The 23,067-nt window shown below is 71.2% G+C and carries 21 protein-coding genes and 1 pseudogene; 16 read left to right on the plus strand and 6 right to left on the minus strand.

Features of this window, described 5'->3' with window-relative positions:
- The first annotated feature begins 218 nt into the window (after positions 1 to 218).
- Both IPJ59_RS01280 and IPJ59_RS01285 read left to right on the plus strand, forming a co-directional pair.
- Positions 219 to 974 (plus strand): uracil-DNA glycosylase, encoded by a 756-nt coding sequence (locus tag IPJ59_RS01280; protein ID WP_293253742.1) that lies wholly within the window; start codon positions 219 to 221, stop codon positions 972 to 974.
- A gap of 53 nt (positions 975 to 1,027) precedes the next feature.
- Entirely contained in the window at positions 1,028 to 1,663 is a 636-nt protein-coding gene (locus tag IPJ59_RS01285) for an HU family DNA-binding protein (protein ID WP_293269430.1), read from the plus strand.
- 108 nt (positions 1,664 to 1,771) lie between these two features.
- On the opposite strand, the gene IPJ59_RS01290 is transcribed toward IPJ59_RS01285, so the two are convergent.
- Positions 1,772 to 2,248, minus strand: a complete 477-nt coding sequence (locus IPJ59_RS01290; protein ID WP_293269431.1) for a hypothetical protein — start codon at positions 2,246 to 2,248, stop codon at positions 1,772 to 1,774.
- A gap of 313 nt (positions 2,249 to 2,561) precedes the next feature.
- Here IPJ59_RS01290 and IPJ59_RS01295 point away from each other — a divergent pair, with 313 nt between their 5' ends.
- Complete coding sequence (locus IPJ59_RS01295) at positions 2,562 to 3,005, plus strand: TetR/AcrR family transcriptional regulator (RefSeq protein ID WP_293269433.1); 444 nt, start codon at positions 2,562 to 2,564, stop codon at positions 3,003 to 3,005.
- 145 nt (positions 3,006 to 3,150) lie between these two features.
- Here IPJ59_RS01295 and amrB read toward each other — a convergent pair whose 3' ends face one another.
- The 3 genes from amrB to IPJ59_RS01310 all read right to left on the minus strand — a co-directional run bounded on the left by amrB (position 3,151) and on the right by IPJ59_RS01310 (position 7,477).
- The gene (gene amrB, locus IPJ59_RS01300; RefSeq protein WP_293253754.1) at positions 3,151 to 4,368 is read right to left on the minus strand and encodes an AmmeMemoRadiSam system protein B; all 1,218 of its coding nucleotides are present in this window, start codon (positions 4,366 to 4,368) and stop codon (positions 3,151 to 3,153) included.
- 82 nt (positions 4,369 to 4,450) lie between these two features.
- Complete coding sequence (locus IPJ59_RS01305) at positions 4,451 to 6,043, minus strand: hypothetical protein (protein ID WP_293269435.1); 1,593 nt, start codon at positions 6,041 to 6,043, stop codon at positions 4,451 to 4,453.
- 57 nt (positions 6,044 to 6,100) lie between these two features.
- On the minus strand, positions 6,101 to 7,477 hold the full coding sequence (locus IPJ59_RS01310; RefSeq protein ID WP_293269437.1) for a hypothetical protein: 1,377 nt from the start codon (positions 7,475 to 7,477) through the stop codon (positions 6,101 to 6,103).
- 100 nt (positions 7,478 to 7,577) lie between these two features.
- Between IPJ59_RS01310 and queA the strand changes: the two genes are divergently transcribed.
- The 9 genes and pseudogenes from queA (at position 7,578) to IPJ59_RS01355 (ending at position 17,498) form a co-directional block, all read left to right on the plus strand.
- The gene (gene queA / locus IPJ59_RS01315; protein ID WP_293269438.1) at positions 7,578 to 8,612 is read left to right on the plus strand and encodes a tRNA preQ1(34) S-adenosylmethionine ribosyltransferase-isomerase QueA; all 1,035 of its coding nucleotides are present in this window, start codon (positions 7,578 to 7,580) and stop codon (positions 8,610 to 8,612) included.
- A 121-nt stretch (positions 8,613 to 8,733) separates the two neighbouring features.
- Positions 8,734 to 9,897 (plus strand): annotated as a pseudogene (gene tgt, locus IPJ59_RS01320) (tRNA guanosine(34) transglycosylase Tgt); the annotation flags it as partial.
- 252 nt (positions 9,898 to 10,149) lie between these two features.
- On the plus strand, positions 10,150 to 10,509 hold the full coding sequence (gene yajC, locus IPJ59_RS01325; RefSeq protein WP_293253769.1) for a preprotein translocase subunit YajC: 360 nt from the start codon (positions 10,150 to 10,152) through the stop codon (positions 10,507 to 10,509).
- Positions 10,510 to 10,515: 6 nt separating this feature from the next.
- On the plus strand, positions 10,516 to 12,657 hold the full coding sequence (secD, locus tag IPJ59_RS01330) for a protein translocase subunit SecD (RefSeq protein WP_293269440.1): 2,142 nt from the start codon (positions 10,516 to 10,518) through the stop codon (positions 12,655 to 12,657).
- A gap of 16 nt (positions 12,658 to 12,673) precedes the next feature.
- Positions 12,674 to 14,107 (plus strand): protein translocase subunit SecF, encoded by a 1,434-nt coding sequence (secF, locus tag IPJ59_RS01335; RefSeq protein WP_293253775.1) that lies wholly within the window; start codon positions 12,674 to 12,676, stop codon positions 14,105 to 14,107.
- Between the two features lie 76 nt (positions 14,108 to 14,183).
- Positions 14,184 to 16,061 (plus strand): single-stranded-DNA-specific exonuclease RecJ, encoded by a 1,878-nt coding sequence (gene recJ, locus IPJ59_RS01340; protein ID WP_293253778.1) that lies wholly within the window; start codon positions 14,184 to 14,186, stop codon positions 16,059 to 16,061.
- Between the two features lie 55 nt (positions 16,062 to 16,116).
- Positions 16,117 to 16,854, plus strand: a complete 738-nt coding sequence (locus IPJ59_RS01345) for a hypothetical protein (protein WP_293269441.1) — start codon at positions 16,117 to 16,119, stop codon at positions 16,852 to 16,854.
- On the plus strand, positions 16,815 to 17,030 hold the full coding sequence (locus IPJ59_RS01350; RefSeq protein WP_293269442.1) for a hypothetical protein: 216 nt from the start codon (positions 16,815 to 16,817) through the stop codon (positions 17,028 to 17,030). The genes IPJ59_RS01345 and IPJ59_RS01350 overlap by 40 nt, the downstream gene beginning before the upstream one ends.
- Before the next feature lie 3 nt (positions 17,031 to 17,033).
- The gene (locus IPJ59_RS01355) at positions 17,034 to 17,498 is read left to right on the plus strand and encodes a hypothetical protein (protein ID WP_293253784.1); all 465 of its coding nucleotides are present in this window, start codon (positions 17,034 to 17,036) and stop codon (positions 17,496 to 17,498) included.
- A 7-nt stretch (positions 17,499 to 17,505) separates the two neighbouring features.
- On the opposite strand, the gene IPJ59_RS01360 is transcribed toward IPJ59_RS01355, so the two are convergent.
- Positions 17,506 to 19,455, minus strand: a complete 1,950-nt coding sequence (locus IPJ59_RS01360) for a CocE/NonD family hydrolase (RefSeq protein ID WP_293269444.1) — start codon at positions 19,453 to 19,455, stop codon at positions 17,506 to 17,508.
- A 94-nt stretch (positions 19,456 to 19,549) separates the two neighbouring features.
- On the opposite strand from IPJ59_RS01360, the gene IPJ59_RS01365 reads away from it, so the two are divergent.
- Positions 19,550 to 20,638, plus strand: coding sequence for a 6-phosphofructokinase (locus tag IPJ59_RS01365; RefSeq protein WP_463673342.1), 1,089 nt, complete (start codon positions 19,550 to 19,552; stop codon positions 20,636 to 20,638).
- Positions 20,639 to 20,729: 91 nt separating this feature from the next.
- Here the strand turns inward: IPJ59_RS01365 and IPJ59_RS01370 are convergent, their stop codons facing one another.
- The gene (locus tag IPJ59_RS01370) at positions 20,730 to 21,239 is read right to left on the minus strand and encodes a hypothetical protein (protein WP_293269446.1); all 510 of its coding nucleotides are present in this window, start codon (positions 21,237 to 21,239) and stop codon (positions 20,730 to 20,732) included.
- A gap of 216 nt (positions 21,240 to 21,455) precedes the next feature.
- On the opposite strand from IPJ59_RS01370, the gene IPJ59_RS01375 reads away from it, so the two are divergent.
- The 3 genes from IPJ59_RS01375 (at position 21,456) to IPJ59_RS01385 (ending at position 23,066) form a co-directional block, all read left to right on the plus strand.
- Positions 21,456 to 21,779 (plus strand): PilZ domain-containing protein, encoded by a 324-nt coding sequence (locus IPJ59_RS01375; protein ID WP_293253793.1) that lies wholly within the window; start codon positions 21,456 to 21,458, stop codon positions 21,777 to 21,779.
- A 19-nt stretch (positions 21,780 to 21,798) separates the two neighbouring features.
- Positions 21,799 to 22,497, plus strand: coding sequence for a sigma-70 family RNA polymerase sigma factor (locus IPJ59_RS01380; protein WP_293253795.1), 699 nt, complete (start codon positions 21,799 to 21,801; stop codon positions 22,495 to 22,497).
- A 65-nt stretch (positions 22,498 to 22,562) separates the two neighbouring features.
- Positions 22,563 to 23,066 (plus strand): hypothetical protein, encoded by a 504-nt coding sequence (locus tag IPJ59_RS01385; RefSeq protein WP_293269447.1) that lies wholly within the window; start codon positions 22,563 to 22,565, stop codon positions 23,064 to 23,066.
- Position 23,067: the final 1 nt, after the last annotated feature.

Below are 23,067 nucleotides of genomic sequence, written 5' to 3' on the forward strand. Positions count from 1 at the left end.
AGTTCGCTACCTACCTCCGGCACCTCCGCGACTTCCACGGTGGGGCCTACGTCGGCGCTGCGCCGCTGCCGACCCGCGCACGTCACCCCGCGACGCCCGATGCGACCTGGCCTTTGGGACAGGCACCGGGGGCTCCAGACGTTGCGCCGGGGGAGCCGAGATCTGCCCGACCAAATCTCGGATCGACGGGGGCTCGATCGACCACACCTCGAGACACGATGCCTGTGCGCGAAGCTGCGCCGGTCGTGCGGTCGGCCGAGCCAGTGCGCTTGCCGCAGGCAGCGGCCGACGCGGTGCCGGCGATGGCCGAGACAGCGGTTCGCAACTCGGCCAGCCAGTGGAGCGCAGCGGAGAAGCTCGACTACCTGCGCCGCAAGAACATCGGCAACTGCCAGCGCTGCAAGCTGTCGACGACCCGCAAACAGATCGTGTTCGGCGTCGGTGACCCGGAGGCCGATCTCATGTTCATCGGCGAGGCTCCCGGTTTTGACGAGGACCGCCAAGGCGAGCCCTTCGTCGGCGCAGCCGGCCGCCGACTCACGCAGTGGCTTGGCCGCCTCGGCCTGCGCCGCGACCAAGTCTACATCGCCAACGTGCTCAAGTGTCGGCCGCCCGGCAACCGCGATCCGGAGGCTGACGAGGTGGAACGCTGCTCACCATTCCTACGGGCCCAGATCCGTGCGATCGCGCCGAAGGTGATCGTGTGTCTCGGTCGTTATGCCGGCATTTTGTTGCTCGGCAGGCCTACCGACACCACGCTGCGGGAAATGCGAAGCCGCAGTTGGCGCTACGTCGATCCCTCGGGCGCCCACGAGGCCTCGCTGCACGTCACCTACCACCCGTCCTATGTCCTCCGACGCGAGCAAGAGCTGGCGCCGGGTCAACGAAACCCCGCCGACGACACGGTGATGTCCGATCTGCAACAAGCGCTGAGCAAGATCCGTGTCGGTGCTGCAGCTCCGCAAAACAGTTGACGCTGCGACGACGCTTTTCTAAAGTCCTGGGTCCGCGCTGGCGGTGCTGACCGATGACCAAGGCTGAACTCATCGAGAAGATTGCACGCTCACGCGAGCTCCCGCCGGATGTCACCAAGAAGTGCATTGGCCAGATCCTCGACCTCGCCTTCGAGGAACTCGGGGCCTACTTCGTGCGGGCGCGAGTCACACGCACGCAGTGCCCGCGCTTCACCTTCCCGGCGTTCGGCACCTTCACCAAGAAGAAGCGCAGCGCTCGCAAGGGCATCAACCCCCGTACGCTCGAGCCGATGACGATCGACGCCGCCTTCACGATCGATTTTCGTCCCGGCACCGAGCTCCGTCAGCACCTGAACCTCCGCGCTGCGCCGATGAGCGCGGGCAAGGGTAAGCGTGGCACCGCGAGCTCCGTTGGCGTCGATGCGAACAACGACAGTGAGCGCCTCACACTGCTGCCGGGGTCGCCGGAGCTCAACAGCAGCGACGACGATGACGATGACGCAGTGCCGATCGAGCGCCGCCGCTTCACGCACCGCGACGATCTGCTCGACGATGACGATGACGAGCTCGGTGATGATCCGATGGATGGCAGTGGCGAGCCTGCCGATGGGGTCAAGTATGATCTAGCGCCCGCGCCGATGCAGCGAGCTCGGGTTCGCGGCGCCAGCTCGACGCGTACCGGCTCGTGACCCTGGCGTGTAGCTGATTGACGATCAAACGCGACCTCGCCACAAGCAACTCGACCCGGGCCGGATACCGGCTCGGGTCGATGTTCTTCGGCGCCGATGCGCCCACGCTCACTTCGCCGGCGCGAGCTTGTTGACCGGCGCTGCGGGCTTGGCCGGGGCAGGCTTGAGGCCCTTGGGGTTTTCGGCCTGCGGGCTGGAGGCGACCCCGATTGTGCCACTCGGAGTCGGCTCCGGCTTGCTCGGCTTCGAGGTCAGGGTGCTGTTGGTGACGCCGATCGATGCGGTGGCCGGCTCGTCGGTACGACCAACACGTGTCGGCTCCTTGTCAGCGGCGGGCGGCGTCTCCGGAGCGGGCTTCGGCTCGACGGCGGGCTGCGGCGTCGGAGTGTGGGCGGCCGGCTTGCCGCTGTCTGCGACGTGATGGGCCGGCTTGCCTTGCGAGTGATGGGCCGGCTTGCCCGCGCCATTGGGGTTGGCCGTGCTCCCGTTTCCGGAGCCCCACGATCGGGAGGAGGAGAAGGAGCAGGCCGTCAGGCCCATCCGACCCACGGCGGCAACAAGCAGAGCCGAGCGAACGTTGCGCATAAAACCTCGGGGGCCAAAGACGGGTGACCCGAACCCCTATTAACGCTAAAGGTGGGTGCAGGTGTCAAATTGCACCGGCCGAGCCCGCGCCCGATTCTTACGAGATCGCCCGCAGATCGGGCTGATTACGCCCTGTAGGCCAGTTTGCCTGCGGGCCGGCCCCCGGGCCCGGGCCCGCCTGGGTACCGCGAAATGGGCCCTCCGGGCCGCTCCTGCAGGAAAATTGCGGCTCCGTCTGGACAAACCCACCGGACCTCGCGCTAGCGTGTTCCCAGCGTAGGGGCGTCGTAGGGCGCCGGGAGGGTGGGGAGCAGTGACGACACGCATCAAACCTGATGAGCAGCGCAAGCAGCAGATCCGTGCTGCCGCGACGCGGTGCTTCGTTCGCCGTGGTTTCGCGGCGACACGTCTCCTGGACATCGCCCGCGAGGCGGGCCTCAGCAAGGGAGGGGTGTACTTCCACTATCGGGCCAAAGAGGCGCTGTTCCACGACATCCTGGAGGCCCAGTTCGCGGCGCTTCAGGATCGTTGGGACGCCGCGCAGGACACCGACCAGCCGGCCGATAGGGCGCTGCGCACCCTGGTGCTGACCCACGTGCAGACGCTCGAGCAGAGCCCCGATGAGGCCCGCTTCTGCAACCTGATGATAGCGATGGCCAGCCAAAATCCCGAGTTTCGCGAGAAGTTCCGAACACTCGCTCACGATGATGCGGACCCGCTACGTCGACCTCGTGTTGCGCGGCGGCTTCGCAGGTGACCCGGTGGTCCTCGCCCGGGCGATCATCGCGTTGATCTACGGCATCGCTGCTCAGAGCGCAGCCGACGGACAGGCGAGTCTGCCACTCACCGCGGAACAAGTGGCCGACCTGGCGATCCGTCTCGCAGGCGCACCAGCGTGAGGCTCACTCGTCGTCGTCGACAGGGGCGACGCCGCGGAAGCGCATGCCGACCAGGCCGAGCCAGCCCTCGTCGGGGCCCGGCGGACGTGCCGTGAGGTACTCGACCAACTCGGCGCGGTAGCCGACGGGCAGCAGGCGGGCGAGCGTCGAGAGGGCCGCCGCGCCGCTCGGGTGGCCGAGCTGATCGTCGTTCTCCAGGCAGCGAGCGGCGAGCTGCTCGGGTCGCCCGGCGCACAGCGAGTCGAGGCACCCGAGGTCGCGCTCGGCCAGCGCACGCACGCCTTCAGGCGCGAGCGCGGGGCGTCCGAAGGCGGGGCCGGCGTGGCTCAACTCGGCCGAGATCCACCACAACACGCGCCTGCCCTCGAGGACATGTTCCATTGTCGCGAGGAAGGCGTCGGTGGCCGTCTCCTCCTCACCAGTGCCAAGCGCGGCCTGGCCGCACAGCACCGGCAGCACTGGCGGGCACGCGTCGCCATAGACATGACGCAACAGGAGCGCGGCGAGCTCGAGGCTGGTCGACTCACGGTGCCGCAGCTCCTCGCGGCGGATCCACGGCAGCCTCCGATCGAGCGCATCGACCACCGCACGTGCGTTCGCTACTTGGCCGAGCGGGGTGTCGTACGCCTTGTCCGTGATGGCGAAGGGCAAGCGACCTGGATGGTGATCGGTGCCGAGCAGCACCACCAGGTCGAGCGCATCGGCGGGGGGCAGCCCCTGCAGCGTAGTGTTCACCAGCGCGGCGACCCGGCCCTCGATCGGCTGGTAGGGCAGCAGTACACCGATGACCTCGCTGCCGGGTTGGAGGCGAGCCGCAGGGTCGGGTAGGGCGTCGCGCAGCGCGGCGCGTAGGGCCGTCGGATCGGCCGGGTAGAGCAGGCCGGCGAAGCGCGGAGCCCGGACTGCGCTGGCCATGAACTCGCGACGCGTGGCCTCCCACATGCCGCGGAAGCGGTCGTCGTCGAGGAAGCCAGCGTCGCCGAGCTCGGTGAGCAGACCCAGGACATCCTCGAGGCTGAGATCCATACGCCCGCGCAGGAGCAGTGATTGCCGCAGCTGTGCGGGTGTGCGCTGACCGTCGAGCATGTCGAGCACCTGCGTGGCCTCCTGCGCGAAGGCGGCAGGCTCGCTGATCCCAAGCGGGTCGCGGAGCACGACCAGGACTTCGTCACCGCGGCGCAGCACTGTGCGGTCGAGCTTGCGGAGCTTGGGCCGTTCCATGGGCGGGGCAGGAGGCTACGGCGCTTCGCGGCGACCGGCAATGCCCCGTCCCTGGGCCATCTGTGGCCCAGGGGGGCCTCTCCTACTGCATATACACCCGCGGCTTCTCCGGGTCCGGCCGCTCAGGGGTGCTGCGTTCGCCGCACGGCGCGTCCTCACCCGGCAGCAGCGCAGCGATCGCCTGGCGTGCTGCGGCCGCGGTCTCGACCGCCTCGGTGGCGCTGCACAGGGCCTCGCGAACCGCGGGCGTGGCCGCCACATCGCTCCGCTGCAAGGCCCGCAGCAGGCGGAGCGCCAGGCCCGTGTCGGGCGTGCGGTTCAGGGCGGCCGCGGCCGCGTCGGCGCCGACGCTGCCGAAGTACTTGATCAACTGGCGACCCGCCTCGGCCCGGCGATCGCCCTCTTGATCGGCGGCGTCGAGCAGATCGGTGAGCGCGCGACGGGCCTGCTCGCCGCCGCAGCGTCCGAGCGCGGCGATCGCCTCCCGCGCGACGATCGCCTCGGCCTCGCCGTGGCGTCCGGTGGCGTCGGCGATCTTCGCCAGTTGCTTGACCACCGGCGCGCCGCAAGGGCCCGCCACTCGCGCGAGGGCTGCGCTGCGGACCTCGGGCCAGGGGTGGGTCTGACTCGTCGTCAACCACTCGCCGCCAGCGGGCAGGTCGGCCGCGCCGTAGGCCACGCTGGCGATCCGCGGCGCGTCGGCGGCGAGCAGCGCGAGGCGATTGACCAGCCCGCGGGCGACCGCGCCGGCCAGCCCTTGCAGCGCGAGCGCTCCGAGGATCTCGCTCGCCTGTCGCTCGCGCACAGCCGGATCGAGGTGACGTGCGGCCAGGCCCTGCAAGCTCGCCTGTACCGCTGGGTCGGCGGCGCGTGTCAGCAGGACGCGCAGCGCCGCGACCCGCACGATGAAGGGCGCCGCCTCGTCCCCGGCCTCGCGGATCATCGCCGCCGTGAACTCGCCGTCGCTGTCTGCAGCGATCGCGGCGCGCAGTCCGATCAGCGCGGCGCGGCGCGGCGGATCGCCCGTGGCGATCGCGGCCTCCACCGCGGCGATCAACGCGGCGCGCTCGCTCGCGCTGGTCTGCGCCCGCTTGCCGAGCGCCTGGCGCAGCGCGACGCGCAGCTCCGGCGCGCCCGCCCCGACCAGCGCGACCAGCTCGGGCAGGCGCTCCGGCGGGGTCGCCCCGACCATGTCGGCGATCAGCAGGGCCCGGAGCTCGGGCGAGAATTCGCGGTCACCGACCAGCGCCGTCAACACAGGCAGCGCCGCGGCGCCCTGTTCCCGGAGGATCGTCCGCCAAGGCGCCGCGGCGCGGAGTTCGTCGCGCGCGCCGGGCGTCTGGTGGTGGCTCGCGGCGACGTCTCGGCGCAGCTGGGTCGCGAACATCTCGAGGTCCTCACTGCGGGCCATGCCGGCGAGCAGCGCGAGCAGGCGACGCTCGTCGGCGGGCGTCGGTGCGGGCACTCGGCGCAGGCGTTCGGCGATCCGCGGGGCGGCGAGCGCCGGCCGGGCCTCGAGGCGCGCGCGGGCCTCGAGGTAGGCCTTGCCGCGCTCGCTGAGCACCGCGTCGAGGTCGGCCTCCACCTGCGAGGCCTCGAGGGTGGGCGCGATCGCGGGCGCCGTCGGAGCGGTGGCCGACGGCGGCGCGAGGAGCACGGCGAGGAGCACAAGCACCGCCCCAGGCTGCCACAGCCGGCGCGTCGCTGCGAGGCCGGCGATCCTGTGTTCGCCTCACTTGAGCAGGGCTTGCTCGATCTGCCCCGGCGTCAGCACGTAGCCGAGAAGCAGCGCGCGGCGGTCGGTCGCCTGGGCCACGTCGAGCAGGCGCAGCGTCTCCGCCGTCTCGGCGTCCGACTCCGACTGGCTGGCGATCATGCGGCGGGCGATGTCGACGAGCATCCCGGCCTTGACGGGCGTGTCGGTCGGCATGCGGATGAACAGCCCGAAGTACTCGTGCACGACGCCCGCGACCTGCACGCCCTCGGGGTGGGGCAGGAGCATCTCGAGCAGCTTGCGGCGCCCCCTCGACATCCCGGAGAAGCCGAGCTCGCGGATCGCGGCCTCGGTGGCGACCGCGAAGAAGCCGGCGTCGACCGGCACGCCGAGGACCAGGCGCTCGACCTCCCGCGACAGGCTGCGCTTGCCGCGGGCATGGCTGGCCGCGATCGCTGGCATCACGCGCTGCGGCGCGATGACCAGCTCGTCCTGCTCGAAGCTGGCGACCTGCACCGCCCCGCCCTCGTACAGCTGGCCAGCGATCGTCCAGGTGTTCGCGTCCACCGGGATCAATCGCCCCGCGGCCACGCCAGCGGCCACCCGCTCGGCCAGCCCCTTGATCTCGGCGATCGCTACCGAGCGGGCGAAGTCGCCGTGATGGAAGCCGAGTGCGACGCGGGTCCAGCCCTCGACCGTCGCGTCGCCGAGGGCGAGGGCCGTCGCGCACATGCCGTCGGCGAACACCGGCTTCGGCTGGCGCTTGCGCTGCTGGTCGCGCTCCGCCGTGCGCTTGCGCCGGGCCGCATCGGACTTGCGGTCCGCGGCGCTGAGCTCGTCGAGCGTCGCCTGCAGCGACTTGTTGTTCGCCCGGGCCTGCTCGTCGGCCCGGCGATACAGCCGCAGGTCGTCGAGCTCGCGCCGACGGGCGTCGTCGCAGGTGAGCACGTACTCGCGGAGCTCCGGCGGCAGGCGCCGGGTCAGCGGCGCCTGCATCATGCGCGTCATGTTGGCGACCGCGAGCATGTCGAAGTCGTTGGGCAAGAAGCGGGTCGTGTAGGGTAGGTGACCGCGGCGCATGCGACCGCGTCCGGCATCCCAGAAGCGGCGCATCACCGACTTCACCGCCTCGTCGTCGCCCGCCTTCTCGTACAGCTTGATGAGCCGCAGCAGCGCGTCCGTGATGAGCTCGCGGTCCTCGGTGCGCTCCTCCAGCAGCGCCTCGAAGTGCTCAATGGCACACTCCGGCCGCTCGATCTCCTCCATGCAGTGGACCCCGCGCCGGTGCAGCTGCTGCGCCGCGCTTTCGCCTGGCTGAGGCCGTGGCGTGGCCGCATCGACCGGGCCTGCGCACAGCAGGGCCAGGGCCACGGCGAGCGGGCGGGGCAGCGACACGGGCGCAGCATGCCACCGGTGCCCGACACCGGCCATGCTCGCCGCGCGTGCGTCCACCGCTTGTGTCGCGGCCTTGCCTGTGCAATGGCAGGCCGCGCGTATGATCGGTCCCGAGGCCTTCGACTTCGATCTGCCCGCCGCTCAGATCGCCCAGCACCCTGCGGAGCGGCGCGGCGACGCGCGCATGCTGGTGCTCGGTGACCCCGGCGCTGCCCCGGCGTGGGTGCACGCCGCGGCCCGCGACCTGCCGCGCTTCCTCCCGCCCGCGGCGCTCGTCGTCCTCAACGACTCGAAGGTGGTGCCCGCCCGCGTCTACCTCCGCGGCCCGGGTGCTCGCCGCTTCGAGCTCCTCGTCTGCGATCCGCGTCCGGGCCTCGGCGTCGGCGGCCGCTTCTCGGCCTGGGTCCGTGGCGCCCGCCACCTCCGCCCTGGCGACCGTCTCGACGACCTCGACTTCACCTGCATCTACATCGGTCCGGATCCCGTCGACCCGCGCGCGCGCGGTTTCGAGGTCGTCGCCGGCGAGCTCCTGCCCACCCTGCATCGCGTCGGTGAGACCCCGCTGCCGCCGTATATCCGCCGCGAGGCTGGCCCCGACGCCCGCGACCTCGAGCGCTACCAGACCCTGTACGCCGCCCAGCCTGGGTCGGTCGCTGCACCGACCGCGGGGCTGCACTGGGAGCCCGAGGTCCTCGCGCGTCTCGACCTCGTGCGGATCACCCTGCACGTCGGGCCTGGCACCTTCCTGCCGATGGAGGCCGCCGACGTGCGAGACCACCGCGTCGGCGCCGAGCGGGCCGAGATCTCGGACGCCGCCGCCACCCGCATCCGGGCCGCCCGCGCCGACGGCCGCCCGATCGTGGCGATCGGCACCACCGCCACGCGCGCGCTCGAGGCCGTCGCGGCCATGCACGGCGAGCTGGTCCCCTACAGCGGCCCGGTCGACCTCGTGATCACCCCCGAGCACCGCTTCCGCGTCGTCGACCGCCTCGTGACCAACTTCCACCTCCCGCGCAGCTCGCTGCTCATGCTGGTGTGCAGCCTCGGCGGCCGCGAGCGCGTGCTCGCCGGCTACCGCGAGGCCGTGCGCGCCGGCTACCGCTTCTACAGCTACGGCGACTGCATGCTCGTGTGAGCGTCACGCGGCCAACGACCGCGGCAATCATGTTGGTGGCAACGCTGATTGTTGCCACGTGTGAGCGTCACGCCTGGCCCCCTTGTCTCGCGCCGATGCGCGTGGCATGCCTGCCCGCCGCATGAGCGAGATCCCCCGCGTCGACCCCTGCGCCGATCTGGCCTGCAACGCCCAGCTGCAGCCGCGGGCGCCCGGCAGCTTCGAGCTGCTGGCCAGCCACGGCGACGCCCGCTCCGGTCGCCTGTGGACCGCCCACGGCCCGATCGACACGCCCTGCTTCATGCCCGTCGGCACCTACGGCGCCGTCAAGGGCCTCGACCCCGACGACCTGCGCGCCTGCGGCTCGCAGATCATCCTCGGCAACAGCTACCACCTCGGCCATCGCCCCGGCGCGCCGCGGGTCGCCGCGCTCGGCGGCCTCCACCGCATGATGGCCTGGGACCGACCGATCCTCACCGACAGCGGCGGCTTCCAGGTGTTCAGCCTGCGCGGGCTCCAGCGCCTCGATGACACCGGCGTCGACTACCAGACCCACTTCGACGGCTCACGCCACCGCATGACCCCGGAGAGCGTGCTGCGGACCCAGGCCGCGCTCGGCTCCGACATCTGCATGATCCTCGACCACTGCCCGCCCGGCGACGCCGACCCCGCGCTCATGCGTCAGGCCGTCGATCGCAGCACCCGCTGGGCCCATCGCGCGCTCGAGCTGCGCCCCGCGATCCTCGCCGCGGACCAGCTCTGCTTCGGGATCGTACAAGGCGGCACCGACCTGCGCCTGCGTCGACAGCACCTCGCCGAGCTCGCCGGCCTGCCCTTCGAGGGCCTCGCGCTCGGCGGCCTCAGTGTCGGCGAGCCGATCCCGGAGATGCACGCGACCCTCGCCGAGATCGCCCCGGAGATGCCGGCGGAGCGCCCGCGCTACGTCATGGGGATCGGCACGCCGTACGACCTCCTCGCCGCCGTGCGCTCGGGCGTCGACATGTTCGACTGCGTGATGCCCAGCCGCCACGCCCGGAACGGTCAGCTCTTCACCTTCGCGGGCCGGCTCAACATCCGCCAGTCCCGCTTCCGCGACGACCCCGAGCCGGCCGACCCCGGCTGCGCCTGTCGGGCCTGCCGCAGCCACAGCCGGGCCTACCTCCGCCACCTCCACGAGCAGAACGACCCGCTCTACGGCCGCCTGGCCACGATCCACAACATCTACTTCTTCCATCAGTGGGTCGGGACCCTGCGCACGGCCCTGCGGGAGGGCCGCTTCGGCGAGGTCAGTGCGCTGTATTCGGACATCATCACGGAGCATTATCTGCGTGGTCCTCAACCAAGTTCGAGCCGACCCGCGGGCGGCTCCGAGGCGAGCCGCGAGCCGGACGCCGCCAAAGCCGCCGCCAAAGCCAGTGACACCGGCGCGGCTTCCTGATAGGCCCCTGCGGTCGACCCACGCAGGCGCCCGCCTGCGTTTTTGCACGCGCCCGCGGGCACCCGTGGCCGTCAGAAGCCCGGGCCGCCGGTAGATACTGCCCCCACTCGAGCGACCGCCATGCTTGCAACCACCCTGTTCCTCCTCGCCGAAGGTGCCGCCGCCGCGGCCAGCCCCTTCAGCGGCTTCCTGCCGATCATCCTCATGGTCGGGGTGTTCTACTTCCTGGTCATCCGCCCGCAGAGCAAGCTGGAGAAGGATCGCAAGCTGCGGCTGAGCAAGCTCGACAAGGGCGACCAGGTGCGCTTGAACGGCGGGATCCTCGGCCGCGTGGCCAGCATCGAGGATCAGATCGTCCTCGTCGAGATCGCGGACAAGGTCAAGATCAAGGTCCTGAAGGCCGAGATCGCGGACAAGTGGGAGCCGCCGGCGGTCAGCGGCACGGTCGTGAAGACCGACGGCACCGAGGTTCGGAGCTAGAGCCCCATGCGTCGCTTCCTCAAGACCAAGGCGCTGCTGCTGCTCACCCTGATCGGGCTCAGCATCCTCATGGTGGTGCCCTCGATCGCCCAGATCCTCGGCCGCGACAAGGACTTGCCGGCCTGGATCACCACCACCTTCAAGAGCCGCTTCAAGCTCGGCCTCGACCTCCAGGGCGGCCTCCACCTCGAGTACTCGGTCGCCGTCGACGAGGCCCTCGAGAACAAGCTCGAGCAGATCGCCAGCGAGCTGCAGTCGGCCTTCAAGGAGAAGAAGAACGTCATCGTCGACGCCCAGCGCGTCGGCCTCGATCGCGTCGACATCAAGTTCGCCGACCCGACCCAGATCGCCACCGCCGAGGACGACGTGCTTGGCATCGCGCTCTCGGACATGGAGCGCGTCGACACCCAGGACGAGGCCAGCGGGGTCATCCACCTCAAGATGCTCGACGCCCGCCTGGCCGAGAACCGCAGCTCCGCGGTCAGCCAGGCGCTCGACACGGTGCGCCGCCGCATCGACGCGATGGGCATCGCCGAGCCCAACATCTACCCGAAGAACCGCCAGATCGTCATCGAGCTGCCGGGCCTCAGCGACACCACCACCGAGATCAAGGCGGCCCGCAAGGACCTGATCGCCAAGCTGCGACCGATCCTCCTCGCCGCGGGCGCCGGTCAGATCACCGTCGCCGAGAGCCCCCGGGAGCCCGAGGCCTTCAAGCTGACGGTGCCCGGCACCACCGCCCGCGAGCTGCTCGCCAGCGCCTTCAAGGACGGCCTGCGCAACGACAAGCTCAACGACGACCGCCTCGGCCTCGAGCTCGAGATCCTCGCCGACGACGCCGGCGCGGGCGGCAGCCCCGACGTGGTCAACCTCCGCATCTCCGAGGCCGCCCGCGACAAGGTGCTCGAGGAGTCGAGCGACTTCCGCCGCCTGCTCAAGGTCATCGAGCGCGCCGCGGTGCTCGAGATGCGCATGGTCGACGACGAGACCCCGTTCGGCGACACCGGCAAGCCCTACCTGCGGGCGCTCTACGAGGCCGGTATGGTCACCGAGGGCATGGGCATCGCGGTCAACGAGACCGGCGACTACGGCAACGAGAAGGGCTTCACCGTCAAGGAGCCCTACGCCTTCTACGCCCGCGAGCGCGCCAACCTCGAGGCCTTCTTCGACAACCTGCCCCCCGAGTGGCGCCTGCCGGCCACGCACATGGTCGCCTACGGCATCCAGCCGATCGTGACCCGCCGCGGCGCCGAGCCCGAGGCAATCTGGCGCACCTACGTCGTCAAGTCGCGCGCCGAGGTGACGGGCGAGAGCATCGTCACCGCCAACGTCGGCTTCGACTCCCAGACCGGCACCCCCGAGGTCAACCTCAAGCTCGACCGTGCCGGCGCCGACCGCTTCGAGGCGATGTCGGGCGAGAACATCGGCCGCAAGATGGCGATCATGCTCGACGACGAGGTCAGCTCGGACCCCGTCTTCAACGACCGCATCCCCGGCGGCAACGTCCGCATCACCATGGGCCAGACCCCGGGCCAGAGCGTCCGCGAGGCCGCCAACGACCTGGTCAAGGTGCTCAAGAGCGGCAGCCTCCCGGCCCGTCTGGTCAAGGAGTTCGAGATCCGCGTCGGCGCCGACCTCGGCAAGGACGCGGTCGAGAGCGGCTTTTGGGCCTTCGTCTTCGGCCTCGGCGCGGTGGTCCTGTTCACCGGCGTCTACTACCGCATCGCCGGCGTCATCGCCGTGTTCGCGCTGATCCTGAACGTCCTCCTGATCCTCGCGGCGATGGCCTTCTTCCAGGCCACGCTGACCCTGCCTGGCATGGCCGGCATCGTCCTCACCCTCGGCATGGCGGTCGACGCCAACGTCATCATCTACGAGCGCATCCGCGAGCTCCTGCGGGACGGTTACACCGCTCGCGCGGCGATCGAGGCCGGCTACGACCGCGCCTTCACCACCATCCTCGACTCGCAGCTGACCACCGCCATCGCCGGCATCGTGCTGTGGCAGGACGGCTCGGGCCCGATCCGTGGCTTTGCGATCACCCTGCTGATCGGCATCACCACATCCATCTTCACGGCGGTCTTCTGCACCCGCCTGTTCTTCGACTTCCAGGCCAACCGCCGCGGCTTCGACCGCGTGTCGATCTGACCCCGGGACCTTCGCCATGAAGTTCTTCGAGCTCATCCCCCCGGGCACCAAGTACCCGTTCGTCCGCACCGCGCGGCACTTCATCGTCATCTCGGTGCTGTTGATCCTCGGATCGATCGCCGCGATGGTCTTCAACTACAGCACCCGCGGGCAGGTGCTCAACTTCGGCATCGACTTCGCGGGCGGCTCGGCGGTCCGCGTGGCCCTCGCGGCCGACAAGGAGGTGCCGATCCAGGAGGTCCGTGAGGCGCTCGAGGCCGCCGGCTACGAGGGCGTCTCGGCCGTCACCGTGCCGGACGCGCAGAACCAGATCCTGGTCCACGTCAAGGACGTGGCCAGCATCGACAAGGCCCAGGGCGACGCCTGCAAGGTCGCGGTCGAGGCCTACCCGAAGGCCAAGCTCAAGCGCTTCTCGTACACCGATGGCGCGAGCAAGATGTTCATGCTCTTCGACGCCCAGCCGATCTACAGCGAGCTGGAGACCCTGCTGCGCAAGGCGGGCTGCGAGGGCAAGGTCGACAAGGGCACCGGCAAGCTCGGCGAGTTCCCGGTCGAGCTCAGCCTCATCGGCATCGGCGCCAAGATCGAGGAGGACCTCGACAAGGCCTTCGGAGCCGGCACTGTCGCCGACATCGTGTCGTCCGAGACGGTCGGGGCCAAGGTCGGCAACCAGCTCAAGAACGACGGCATCAAGTCGCTGCTCTACGCGATCGGCTTCATCTTCCTCTACGTGATGCTGCGCTTCGACCTGCGCTACGCGCCGGGCGGCATCGTCGCCCTCGCGCACGACGCCGCGATCACGATCGGCGCCTTCGCCCTCACCTGGAAGGAGTTCAACCTCCAGACCATCGCCGCCCTGCTGACGATCATCGGCTACTCGATCAACGACACCATCGTCGTGTTCGACCGCATCCGTGAGCGCGTCACCCTGCACCGCGGCGAGGACATTGTCGAGACCGCCGACACGGCGCTCAACGAGACCCTCAGCCGCACGATCCTCACCTCAGGGACCACGCTGCTGGTGGTCATCGCCACCTGGGCGCTCGGCACCGGCGCCATCAAGGACTTCGCGTTCGCCCTGTTCATCGGCATCACCGTCGGCACCTACTCGTCGCTGTTTATCGCCACGCCGGTGTTCCTGTGGGTCAACCGCCGCTTCTACGGCGGGCTCGGCCACCTCGAGGCGGCCGAGGCCGCTGACGCCGCGGCGGGTACCGGCACATTGCTCGGCGCCGGGAGCAACATGGAGATCGGCGCGGACGGGCAGATCACGGGCGGTGACATCGCGGCGCTCGAGGCCCAGGCCGCCAAGCTGCGCGCCGAGAAGCTGGTCGACCCGGACGCCGATCCGGGCGCAGGGTCCGCGGGCGCCTCGGCGGGCGAGGGCGGCGACGAGGGCGGCGAGGGCAAGGCCAGCCGCCGCCGTCGGCGCCAGCGACCGTCGTCGTGACGCAGCTGTGATCGGTCCCTTGGGGGCGGGTCGGGCGAGCGAATGTGTGTGATGCTCCGGTCGTGAGCGCCGCCCCATGAGCCCCCGTCCGCCCCTCACGCGCGCCGAGACGCCGGGTGCCGAGCCGGGTCCGGCCGTCCGTGCGGCGGCGGTGCTAGCCGGGCGATCGGCGCGGGCCGAGGCCGCGGCTGTGCAGTACGACCGCATCGAGGTCCCGGGCGAGCCCGGCGACTCCGCGGCGCCGCGCCTGGCCCTGCGCGCGCCGCCGCAGCCGGAGCGGGTGCGCGAGCACGCCGCCCGCCTCGGCGTCGCCGAGCCCGCGGTCCAGATCCTGTTCGGCCGCGGCATCACGGCGCTCGACGAGCAGGAGCGCTTCCTTCGCCCGCGCATCGCCGATCTGCGGCCGCCCTCGGGGATGGCGGGCTTCGAGGCGGCGATCGATCTGCTGCGCACGGCCTGGCGTGAGCGCTGGCGGATCGGCGTGTTCGGCGACTACGACGTCGACGGCGTCACCACCACGACGATCCTCACCACGTACCTCGAGGCGCTCGGCGTCGAGGTCGTCGCCCGCGTGGCGACCCGCGAGGGCGGCTACGGCTTCTCGCGTGCCGAGGCCGAGCTGCTGCGCGAGGCCGGCGTGCGCATGGTCCTGACCGGCGACTGCGGCACCTCGGATCACGACGCCCTCGGCTGGCTCGCCGGCCACGGGATCCCGACGATCGTCATCGATCACCACCAGGTCCCCGAGCAGATGCCGCCCGCCGCGGCGCTGCTGAACCCGCATCAGCTCGGCTGCGCCTTCCCGTTCAAGGGCCTGTGCAGCGCTGGCGTGGCCTTCTACCTGTGCGCCTCGCTGCGCAGCGCGCTGGCCCGCGAGGTCAGCACGCCGCTGCCCGATCCGCGCCAGTGGCTCGACCTCGTCGCGCTCGGCACCGTCTGCGACATGGTCCCGCTGGTGGCCGAGAACCGCATCCTCGTGCGTCACGGCCTGCAGGTGGTCGGTCAGCGGCGGCGGCCCGGTGTGCGTGCCCTGCTCGAGTACGCGGGCGTCGGCGCCGACGAGGCGATCGACGAGGGCCACCTCGGCTTTCGCCTCGGGCCGCGGCTCAACGCCCCGGGCCGACTTGGGCCCGCCGAGCCCTCGCTCCGCCTGTTGCGCGCCAGCAGCGTCGCCGAGGCGCGGGCGATGGCCGAGCGGGTCGAGGGCTTCAACAGCCACCGCCGCGAGCACCAGGACGAGATCGTGCGCGAGGCGATGGCCCTGCTCGCCGCCGACCCGCGCACCGAATTCCGCCATGGCATCGTCATCGGCCACCAGCGGTGGTTGCACGGCATCGTCGGCATCGCCGCGGCCGGCATCGTCGCCCGCTATCGCCGGCCCGCGCTGGTCCTCGCGTTCGACCCGGAGCGGGGCGAGGCCCGCGGATCGGTGCGGACACACGGAGAGGTCGACGTGCTCGCGGCCCTGCGTGCGTGCGCCCCGTTGCTGCGCCGCTTCGGCGGGCATCGGGCGGCGGCTGGCCTCAGCATGGCGCTGGCTGACGTGCCGGCGCTCGTCGAGGGCTTCGACGCCGCGGTCGGCTTGCAGCTCGGCGGGCGGCTCCCCGGCGACGTGGCCGTCCTCCACGACGGCGCCCTCGAGTTCTCGGCGCTCGACGAGACGATGCTCGCCAGCCTCGAGGGCCTCGGCCCGTACGGGGTTGGATTCGCCCCCCCGCGTTACCTCTGCGAGTCGGCGGTGGTCGAGCGGGTGCGGGTGCTCAAGCAGCGCCACCTCGGTCTCCTGCTGCGCCAGGGCGGCCTGGTCTTCGAGGCGATCGCGTTCAGCCAAGCCGAGCAGCACCCCGGGCTCGCGCCAGGCGAGCGCGTGGCCTGCCTCTACTTGCCAGCGCGCTCCAGCTGGCGCGGACGGGTCCGGATCCAGCTCCAGGTCGAGTCGATGTGGCGCCTGTGAGCCGGCAGATGGCAGTTTTTGACGCCGGAAAACGCCCGGGGCTATGCTGGGCCGCGTGAAGCCCCGATCGGACCTGCCCCGCCTCGCCCTCGTCGGCGCGCTCGCCCTCGCCGCATGCGGCCTGCGCAGCGACGCCGACGACGACGAGTCCGGCGGCGACGAGACCTCCGGCCTCGACACCGAGGCCGACCCACGCGAGGGCAGCTGCGACACGCCCTACGTGCTGCCCTTCGCCAACTTCGAGGTGCGCGGGCGCCTGCTTGGTCCCGGCAAGGTGCGCGGCTGGTGCGGACGCGACGCGGCGGACGATCCAGATGCTGGCCCCGAGGACAGCTACATCGTCACGCCCACCTTCAACGTGGACGTCCTCGTGGTGATCCCCGAATCTGAGTTCACGCCGACGCTCCGTGTCACGCGCGACGGATGCCAGGAGGATGTGTTTCCGCAGGTGTGCGCGACGCCCGTGGCAGCCGGCGACCTGTGGCACTTCTTCGCCGAGACCGGCCACAGCTACACGATCACCATCGACTCGCCCGAGGGCACCGACGGCCACTACACGATGCAGCTGCTCTACGGCGACCCGGGCGTCGCCGCCTGCCCGATCCACCCGAGCGTGATCGATCAGAAGCCGGGCGGCTCCTTCGCATGGGCGAACAGCTTCGGTCGGCGCCAGGGCCAGGTCGACGGCGCCTGCGGGGGTCCGGGCGCTGAGAACATGTTCCAGCTCAACGTCTTTATCCGGGCTCGATCAACATGCGCGTCACCGCCGACGACAGCTTCAAGCCGGTGCTGAGCCTGCGCACCGGCTGCGGCGGCGCGACCGAAGTACAGTGCAGCTCGGCCGAGTTGACCGGCAGCAACGTCGTCGAGATCAACCAGTTCTTCGAGGCGCCTGGCACCTACTATGTCGTCGTCGACCAGGGCGGCGTCGAGGGTGGTTCGTACTCGCTGGACGTGTTCACCGAGTAGGCGATGTTCATCCGCCTCCGCACCGCGCGGCCCGACGACTGGAGCGGCAAGCTCACCGACCTCGCGGTCACCGTGCTCGCGCTGATGATCCTGATCGTCGTGCTGCTCGTGCGCCTGCCCGAATCGTGGCTCGCCCTGGCGGCGGGGCGCGGCTGGATCGTCCGCGTGGTCCTGGCGCTCGCCGCATGGTGGCTGTTCATGTGGCTGGACAACGCCCTGCGCGTGCTGCTGCCGCGCACGCCGTATTTGTTCGGGCGCACCCTGACGATCCGCGCGCGCGGCCGGCGGGTGCCGCTGCCCGTGCGCGAGATCCAGGCGATCCACGTCGAGACCCGCCCGCCCGACGAGCGCGAGACCTTCGTCGTCGAGCTGCGATCCGGCGAGCACCACGACCTCTGCCCGGTGCACTGGCAAGGCGCCGGTCGCATGTACCGGCGCATCGCCCGGGCCCAGCGCCTCGCTCGCTGAACGCGATCTATGGCGCGAGCACCGGCAGCGTGATCTTCGAGGCCCGCGCGCGCCCGCGGTGCACGCGGTGGGTGGCCCGCTGGAAGTCCTTCTCCGTGGCCTCGAAGATGTTGGCGACCCAGCGCTGGGGGTTGCGATCGACGAAGGGGAACCAGGTGCTCTGGACCTGGACCATGACGCGGTGGCCCTTCTGGAAGGTGTGCATGACGTCCTGCAGCGGCACGCGGACCTGCGTCGGCTGTCCGGGCGTGAACGGCTTGGGCTCGCTGTAGCTGTCGCGGAAGCGGCCGCGAAAGGCCTCGCTGCGCACCAGCATCTGGTAGCCGCCGAGGTGCACGCCGCGGCGCAGGCCCTCGGGATCGGGCGTGTCCGGTGGCAGCACGTCGATCAGCTTGACGATCCAGTCGGCGTCGCCGGCGGTGGTCGAGACCCACAGATCGGCGAGCAGAGGCCCGGCGAGCGTGAGGTCCTCGGTGAGCGGCGGCGTCTGGTACACGAGCACGTCCGGTCGGCGCGAGGCGAAGCGCTGATCCTCGGTCATGTACTCCTTCGGCATGCCGGTGTGGATGTCCTGGGTCGCCGGCACCGGCTTGTTCGGATCGCTGATGAACTCGTCGAAGCCGGGCCCGACCGGGGCCGCGTCGAGCAGCGCCTCGCCGTCACCGAAGTACAGCGTCCGCGGCCGGGTCGGCGGCGGCCACTGCGAGAAGCCGCGCCAGCGGTTGACGCCGGTCTCGAACACGCTGGCCTCGGCCAGATCGCCAGCGGGAGCGTCCTTGAGGTGGTGCTCGAAGAAAGGCAGCTCGATGTGTTGCTGGTAGTGCTCGGAGGTCTTGCTGCCGAAGCTGATGTCGCCGAGGCGCTCGCCGGTGGTGCGGGTCCAGCCGCCGTGGCCCCACGGGCCCATCACCAGCGCGTTGGCGATCCCGGGGTTCTGCCGCTCGATCGCGGCGTAGATGTGCAGCGGGCCGTAGAGGTCCTCGGTGTCGAACCAGCCGCCGACCGTGAGCACCGCGGGCGCGACCTTCTTGAGGTGGGGCAGGAGGGCGCGCGACTGCCAGAACTCGTCGTAGTTGGGGTGGCGGGCCGCCTCGCGCCAGAACGCGATCTGGCCCTTGAGGTGGCGCGCCTCGAGCTCGCGCAGCGGGCCCGCGTCGAGGAAGAACTGGTAGCCGTCCGGCGTGGGGTGACGAAAGCCCTGGTTCCACGCGGTGACGCGGCCGCTGCGAGGCTGGCCGAAGCTGGCGAAGAAGTTGAAGGTGTGCGGCAGGAAGAAGGCGCCGTGGTGGTGGAAGTCGTCGAAGAACCAGTCGGCGATCGGCGCCTGCGGGCTGACGGCGCGCAGGGCCGGGTGGGCGTCGATCATGCCGGCGGCGGCGTAGAAGCCGGGGTAGGAGACGCCGTACATGCCGACACGGCCGTTGTTGCCCGGCAGGTTGGCGACCAGCCAGGCGATCGTGTCGAAGGTGTCGGTCGACTCGTCGATGTCGGCGGGTCCGGCCTTGATCGGCCGGTGCGGGCGCATGTTGACGAATTCACCGTCGGACATGAAGGTGCCGCGCACGTCCTGGACGACGAAGATGTAGCCGGCCTCGGCGAAGGGGGCGCTCGGACCGAGGCTGTGCGGGAAGGCGTCCGGGCCGTAGGGCGCGCAGCTGTACGGCGTGCGTCGCAGCAAGATCGGATAGCTGCGCGAGCGGTCCTTCGGCGTGTAGACGGCGGTGAACAGCTCGACCCCGTCGCGCATGCGGACGCGGTGCTCTTGCTTGTCGTAGCGGGCGCGCACGAGGGCCGCCAGCGCGTCGGCGGGCGTCGGAGGAGGCGCCGGGCTCAGCGTCTCGGCGACGCACACCGCAGCCGTGGGTGCCACGGTGGGCGCCACCACGGAGGGGCGACAGGCGACGAGCGCCGCGGACCAGCCGAGCGCGAGACCTCGCAAGATCTGGGCAACCGACACCGCTCCGGTATACTCCCGCCCCCGGAGCCGAGGCCAGCGAATGAGTGTAGGGATCCTGACCAGTGGGGGCGACGCCCCCGGCATGAATGCAGCGGTGCGCGCCGCCTTTCGCAGCCTCAAGATGCGGGCGCCGGACTGCGAGTTGATGCTGTTTCGTGACGGCTTTCGCGGCCTCGCGCGCCGCCTCGACTCGGCCTCCGACCGGAGCGTCGACCGCAAGGACGTCCGCGACATCATCCACCGCGGCGGCACCTTCCTCGGCACCGGGCGCGTGCCGGAGCTGTACATGCCGCCGGCCGACGCCCCCGACCTGGCGGAGCGCCTGGCCGCGCGCGAGGCCTTCCTGCGGGTCGCGGCGGTGAACCTGTTCCAGACCCGCGTTGAGAGCCTGATCGTGATCGGCGGCGACGGGTCCTTCCGCGGCGCGCGGGCGATCGCGGCGGCCTATCGCGAGACCTTTCCCGGCCGGCCCTTCCGGGTGATCGGCCTGCCAGGCACGATCGACAACGACCTCCACGGCACCGAATTCTCGATCGGCTACGACACCGCGCTCAATAACGTGGTCGACGCGATCCGCAAGCTGCGTGACACGATCGAGTCGCACCGGCGGGCGATCATCCTCGAGGTGATGGGCAACACCTCGGGCTGGCTGGCCCTGACCTCGGCGATCGCCGGCGGGGCCGCGGCGGTGGCGATCCCGGAGGTCGAGGAGACCTGGGACCAGGACGAGCTCATCCGTCGCCTCATCGCCGGGGTCCGTCGCGACTACCGCTACTTCATCATCGTCGTCGCCGAGGGCGTGCTCAAGCGTGCGGGCGCCGACTGGTCGCAGCGGTTGGCGCGGCGCATCGAGACGGCGGCGCCGATCCAGGAGATCCTCGGACACGCGATGGAGGCCCGGATCAACTCGGTCGGCCACGTCGCACGGGGTGGCAGCCCCTCGGCGCTGGACAACACGCTGGCGGGCCTGCTCGGGGCGGCCGCGGCCGACGTCGCGCAGCTCGGCAGACTGGCCCACGGCGAGCCGATCGCGGGTGATGTGATGGTCGGGACCCGCGGCACGCGGGTGATCGTGACGCCGCTGGACGAGGTCATCGAGCACTCGCCGCGCCTGGTCGAGCGCGAGAGCGACCTGTTCCAGCTGTCCAACAAGCTGATGCTGTCGGCCGGGCAGGCTTTCTAGCGAACTGGTGGGCCCACGGCGGGCCCACGGCGGGCCCACGGTTGGGCCCACGGCGGGCCCACGGCGGGCCAGCGCAAGCTCGGGGGGCGGGTCAGATGCCCTTGGTGATCAGCCACGAGTCGCCCTCGCGGATGAGCTCGAACTTGGCGAAGTCCTGCTTGGGCACCACGCGGGCGCTGACGCGGGGCAGGCCGTCGTCGCCGAGCACGGGCTTCATGCGGAAGCTGGCGTCGATCCACACGTGCACCGTGGCGCGATCGCGGCGGATGAAGACATCGAGGTACTCGATGGTGAAGCGGACCGACTCGATCTGGGCGATGCGGCGACCGAGAGTCTGACCGAGCTCCTCGAAGACGATGTCGTCGCTCGGGTCATCGGTGCCGGACTCGTCGTAGTAGGTCGGGTGCGCGGTCGAGAGGATGACGGCCGGGTCCTGACGCACGAAGCCGCCGCGGAAGCGCTCGAGGACCTGCAAGATCTCCCGGTTGTCGGCCGTGTCCGGGACCTCCGTGCCGGGGATCATCTGGACGTTCTTGCAGGCGGAGAGCACCGGCGCGGCGAGCAGGACGGCGAGGACAAAGGCTGGGGTGCGACCGAACATGCGGAGGAGGTGCTGCGCCTGTGCAAGCGAGTGACCGGAGCATCCGTCGCCCACTTCGGGCGGGGAATCAAGCACTTCCTCGTCAATTTCTCGCTGCCATCGCCGGGCTTCCTTGTCAAAATGGCACGCAGCCGCTGCGGTGCTTGCCAGGCCGTCGTACCTTCGCCCGCGCCGCCGTCGCGCTGCAGGTGGGCGAGCCGCTATGATGCGGCGACCATGCCCGAGGCCCGCTATCACCCCCGGCTCCGCGTGCACGCGCACGCGGACGTGATCGGCGCGGAGGTCGTGTTGTGGCGGCCGCTCGAGGATCTGAGCCTCGGCGGCTGCAGGCTCGCCGGACCAGCGTGGGAGGACGCCGGCGCCGCGGTGCAGGTGGTGCTCAGCTTCCCGGCGATCGGGGCGAGCGTGCCCCTGCCAGCGGTGGTGGTCCGTGGCGGCGCGCGGGACATGGCGCTGCGCTTCCACGGCATCAGCGAGGAGCAGCGGCAGACGCTGCGCAAGCACATGCAGGACAGCCACGACGCGGTCGCGGCGGGCTGAGGCGCAGGAGAGCCGTCGCATGGACTCCGCGTCGACCGAGCTCCGGCTCACCCGCGATCAGCAGGCCCTCGTGGAGCGCGCCGTACATCGCGTGCCGCAGATCGCCCGCCAGATCCGCCACCTGCTCGGCGGGATCAGCTTCGAGGAGTGCGAGAGCGCCGGCTACGAGGCGCTGGTGCGTTCGGCGCTGCGCTACGACCCGGCCAAGGGCGTGCCGTTCACCGGCTTCGCGTACCCGCGGGTGCGCGGGGCGATGCTCGACGCGGCCCGCCGGGCCTCGCCCGATCGCCGGCGGCTCAGCCGGGCGATCAAGCTGGTGGAGTCGGTCGAGGCGGTGCGCCGTGACCACGAGGCTTCGCCGCTTGGAGGCGACCCGCGGACGCTGGCGGAGCGGGTCGAGGCGGCGGCGGCGATGATCCGCGAGGTCACTGCGGCGGTGGTCCTGACGCGGATCGCGGCGGTGGAGCCCGAGCGGCTGGCCGACGGCGCGGCGCCGGTCGACGAGGCCGTGGCCGATGCGCAGTCGCAGGCGATGGTCCAGAGGGCGCTCGCGCGCTGCGAGCCCGAGGAGCGTGAGATGTTGGCGGCGATTTACTTCGGTGACCAGTCGATGCACGACTACGCGGCGACGATCGGGGTCAACGTCAGCACGGTGTCGCGGCGGCACAGTCGGGCGCTGCGCAAGCTGGCGGCGTGGTTCGCGGAGCGGCCGCCGTGAGCCGAGCGGCTGGCCTTCGGGACATGTCCTGGGGGAGCGGTGAGACAGAGGCTGGCCTTCGGGACATGTCCCGGGGGACCTGCGGGGTGGCGGTGCTGGTGCTGGCGCTCGGCTGCGAGGCCCGACCGCCGGCGCCGATCGCCGCCGGGCCGGACAAGCGGGCGCTGTATGGCGACCCGGGGCTGGTGCCGACGCGGGCGGGCGAGCGAGCGCGCGAGGAGCTGGCGCTGGCCGGCAGCGTCGCGGCCGCGCTGCGGGCGCGGGCGGAGGTCACGGCGCTGGCGGTCGAGGTGCGGCTGCCTGCTGCGGGCGATCCGGGCGCGGCCGTGGTCGCCGGCGAGCTCTCGCTCGATGTCCACGACGTCACGCGGATCGCCGAGGGCGTGCTGGGGCCGTGGAGCGCGGGGCGCGTGCAGGTCGAGTTGACGCCTGCGCGGGTCGGCGCGCCAGAGCGCCCGGAGGCGCCGGGCTCCCTGCGCTGGCCGCTGGCGCTGGCGCTGGTCGGTCTCGGGGCGTCGGCCGGGGTCTCCATCGAGCGCCTGCGGCAGCGTCGCGCCCGGCGTCGCTGAG

The sequence above is a fragment of the Nannocystis sp. genome, assembly GCF_016714285.1.
GTDB lineage: Bacteria > Myxococcota_A > Polyangia > Nannocystales > Nannocystaceae > Nannocystis.

Bases quoted from the DNA above. Each gene is read 5' to 3' on its own strand.
- IPJ59_RS01280 (WP_293253742.1), top strand. From the start codon at position 219: ATGCCTGTGCGCGAAGCTGCGCCGGTCGTGCGGTCGGCCGAGCCAGTG.
- IPJ59_RS01285 (WP_293269430.1), top strand. From the start codon at position 1,028: ATGACCAAGGCTGAACTCATCGAGAAGATTGCACGCTCACGCGAGCTC.
- IPJ59_RS01290 (WP_293269431.1), bottom strand. From the start codon at position 2,248: ATGCGCAACGTTCGCTCGGCTCTGCTTGTTGCCGCCGTGGGTCGGATG.
- amrB (WP_293253754.1), bottom strand. From the start codon at position 4,368: ATGGAACGGCCCAAGCTCCGCAAGCTCGACCGCACAGTGCTGCGCCGC.
- queA (WP_293269438.1), top strand. From the start codon at position 7,578: ATGATCGGTCCCGAGGCCTTCGACTTCGATCTGCCCGCCGCTCAGATC.
- yajC (WP_293253769.1), top strand. From the start codon at position 10,150: ATGCTTGCAACCACCCTGTTCCTCCTCGCCGAAGGTGCCGCCGCCGCG.
- secD (WP_293269440.1), top strand. From the start codon at position 10,516: ATGCGTCGCTTCCTCAAGACCAAGGCGCTGCTGCTGCTCACCCTGATC.
- secF (WP_293253775.1), top strand. From the start codon at position 12,674: ATGAAGTTCTTCGAGCTCATCCCCCCGGGCACCAAGTACCCGTTCGTC.
- recJ (WP_293253778.1), top strand. From the start codon at position 14,184: ATGAGCCCCCGTCCGCCCCTCACGCGCGCCGAGACGCCGGGTGCCGAG.
- IPJ59_RS01350 (WP_293269442.1), top strand. From the start codon at position 16,815: ATGCGCGTCACCGCCGACGACAGCTTCAAGCCGGTGCTGAGCCTGCGC.
- IPJ59_RS01355 (WP_293253784.1), top strand. From the start codon at position 17,034: ATGTTCATCCGCCTCCGCACCGCGCGGCCCGACGACTGGAGCGGCAAG.
- IPJ59_RS01370 (WP_293269446.1), bottom strand. From the start codon at position 21,239: ATGTTCGGTCGCACCCCAGCCTTTGTCCTCGCCGTCCTGCTCGCCGCG.
- IPJ59_RS01375 (WP_293253793.1), top strand. From the start codon at position 21,456: ATGCCCGAGGCCCGCTATCACCCCCGGCTCCGCGTGCACGCGCACGCG.
- IPJ59_RS01380 (WP_293253795.1), top strand. From the start codon at position 21,799: ATGGACTCCGCGTCGACCGAGCTCCGGCTCACCCGCGATCAGCAGGCC.
- IPJ59_RS01385 (WP_293269447.1), top strand. From the start codon at position 22,563: ATGTCCCGGGGGACCTGCGGGGTGGCGGTGCTGGTGCTGGCGCTCGGC.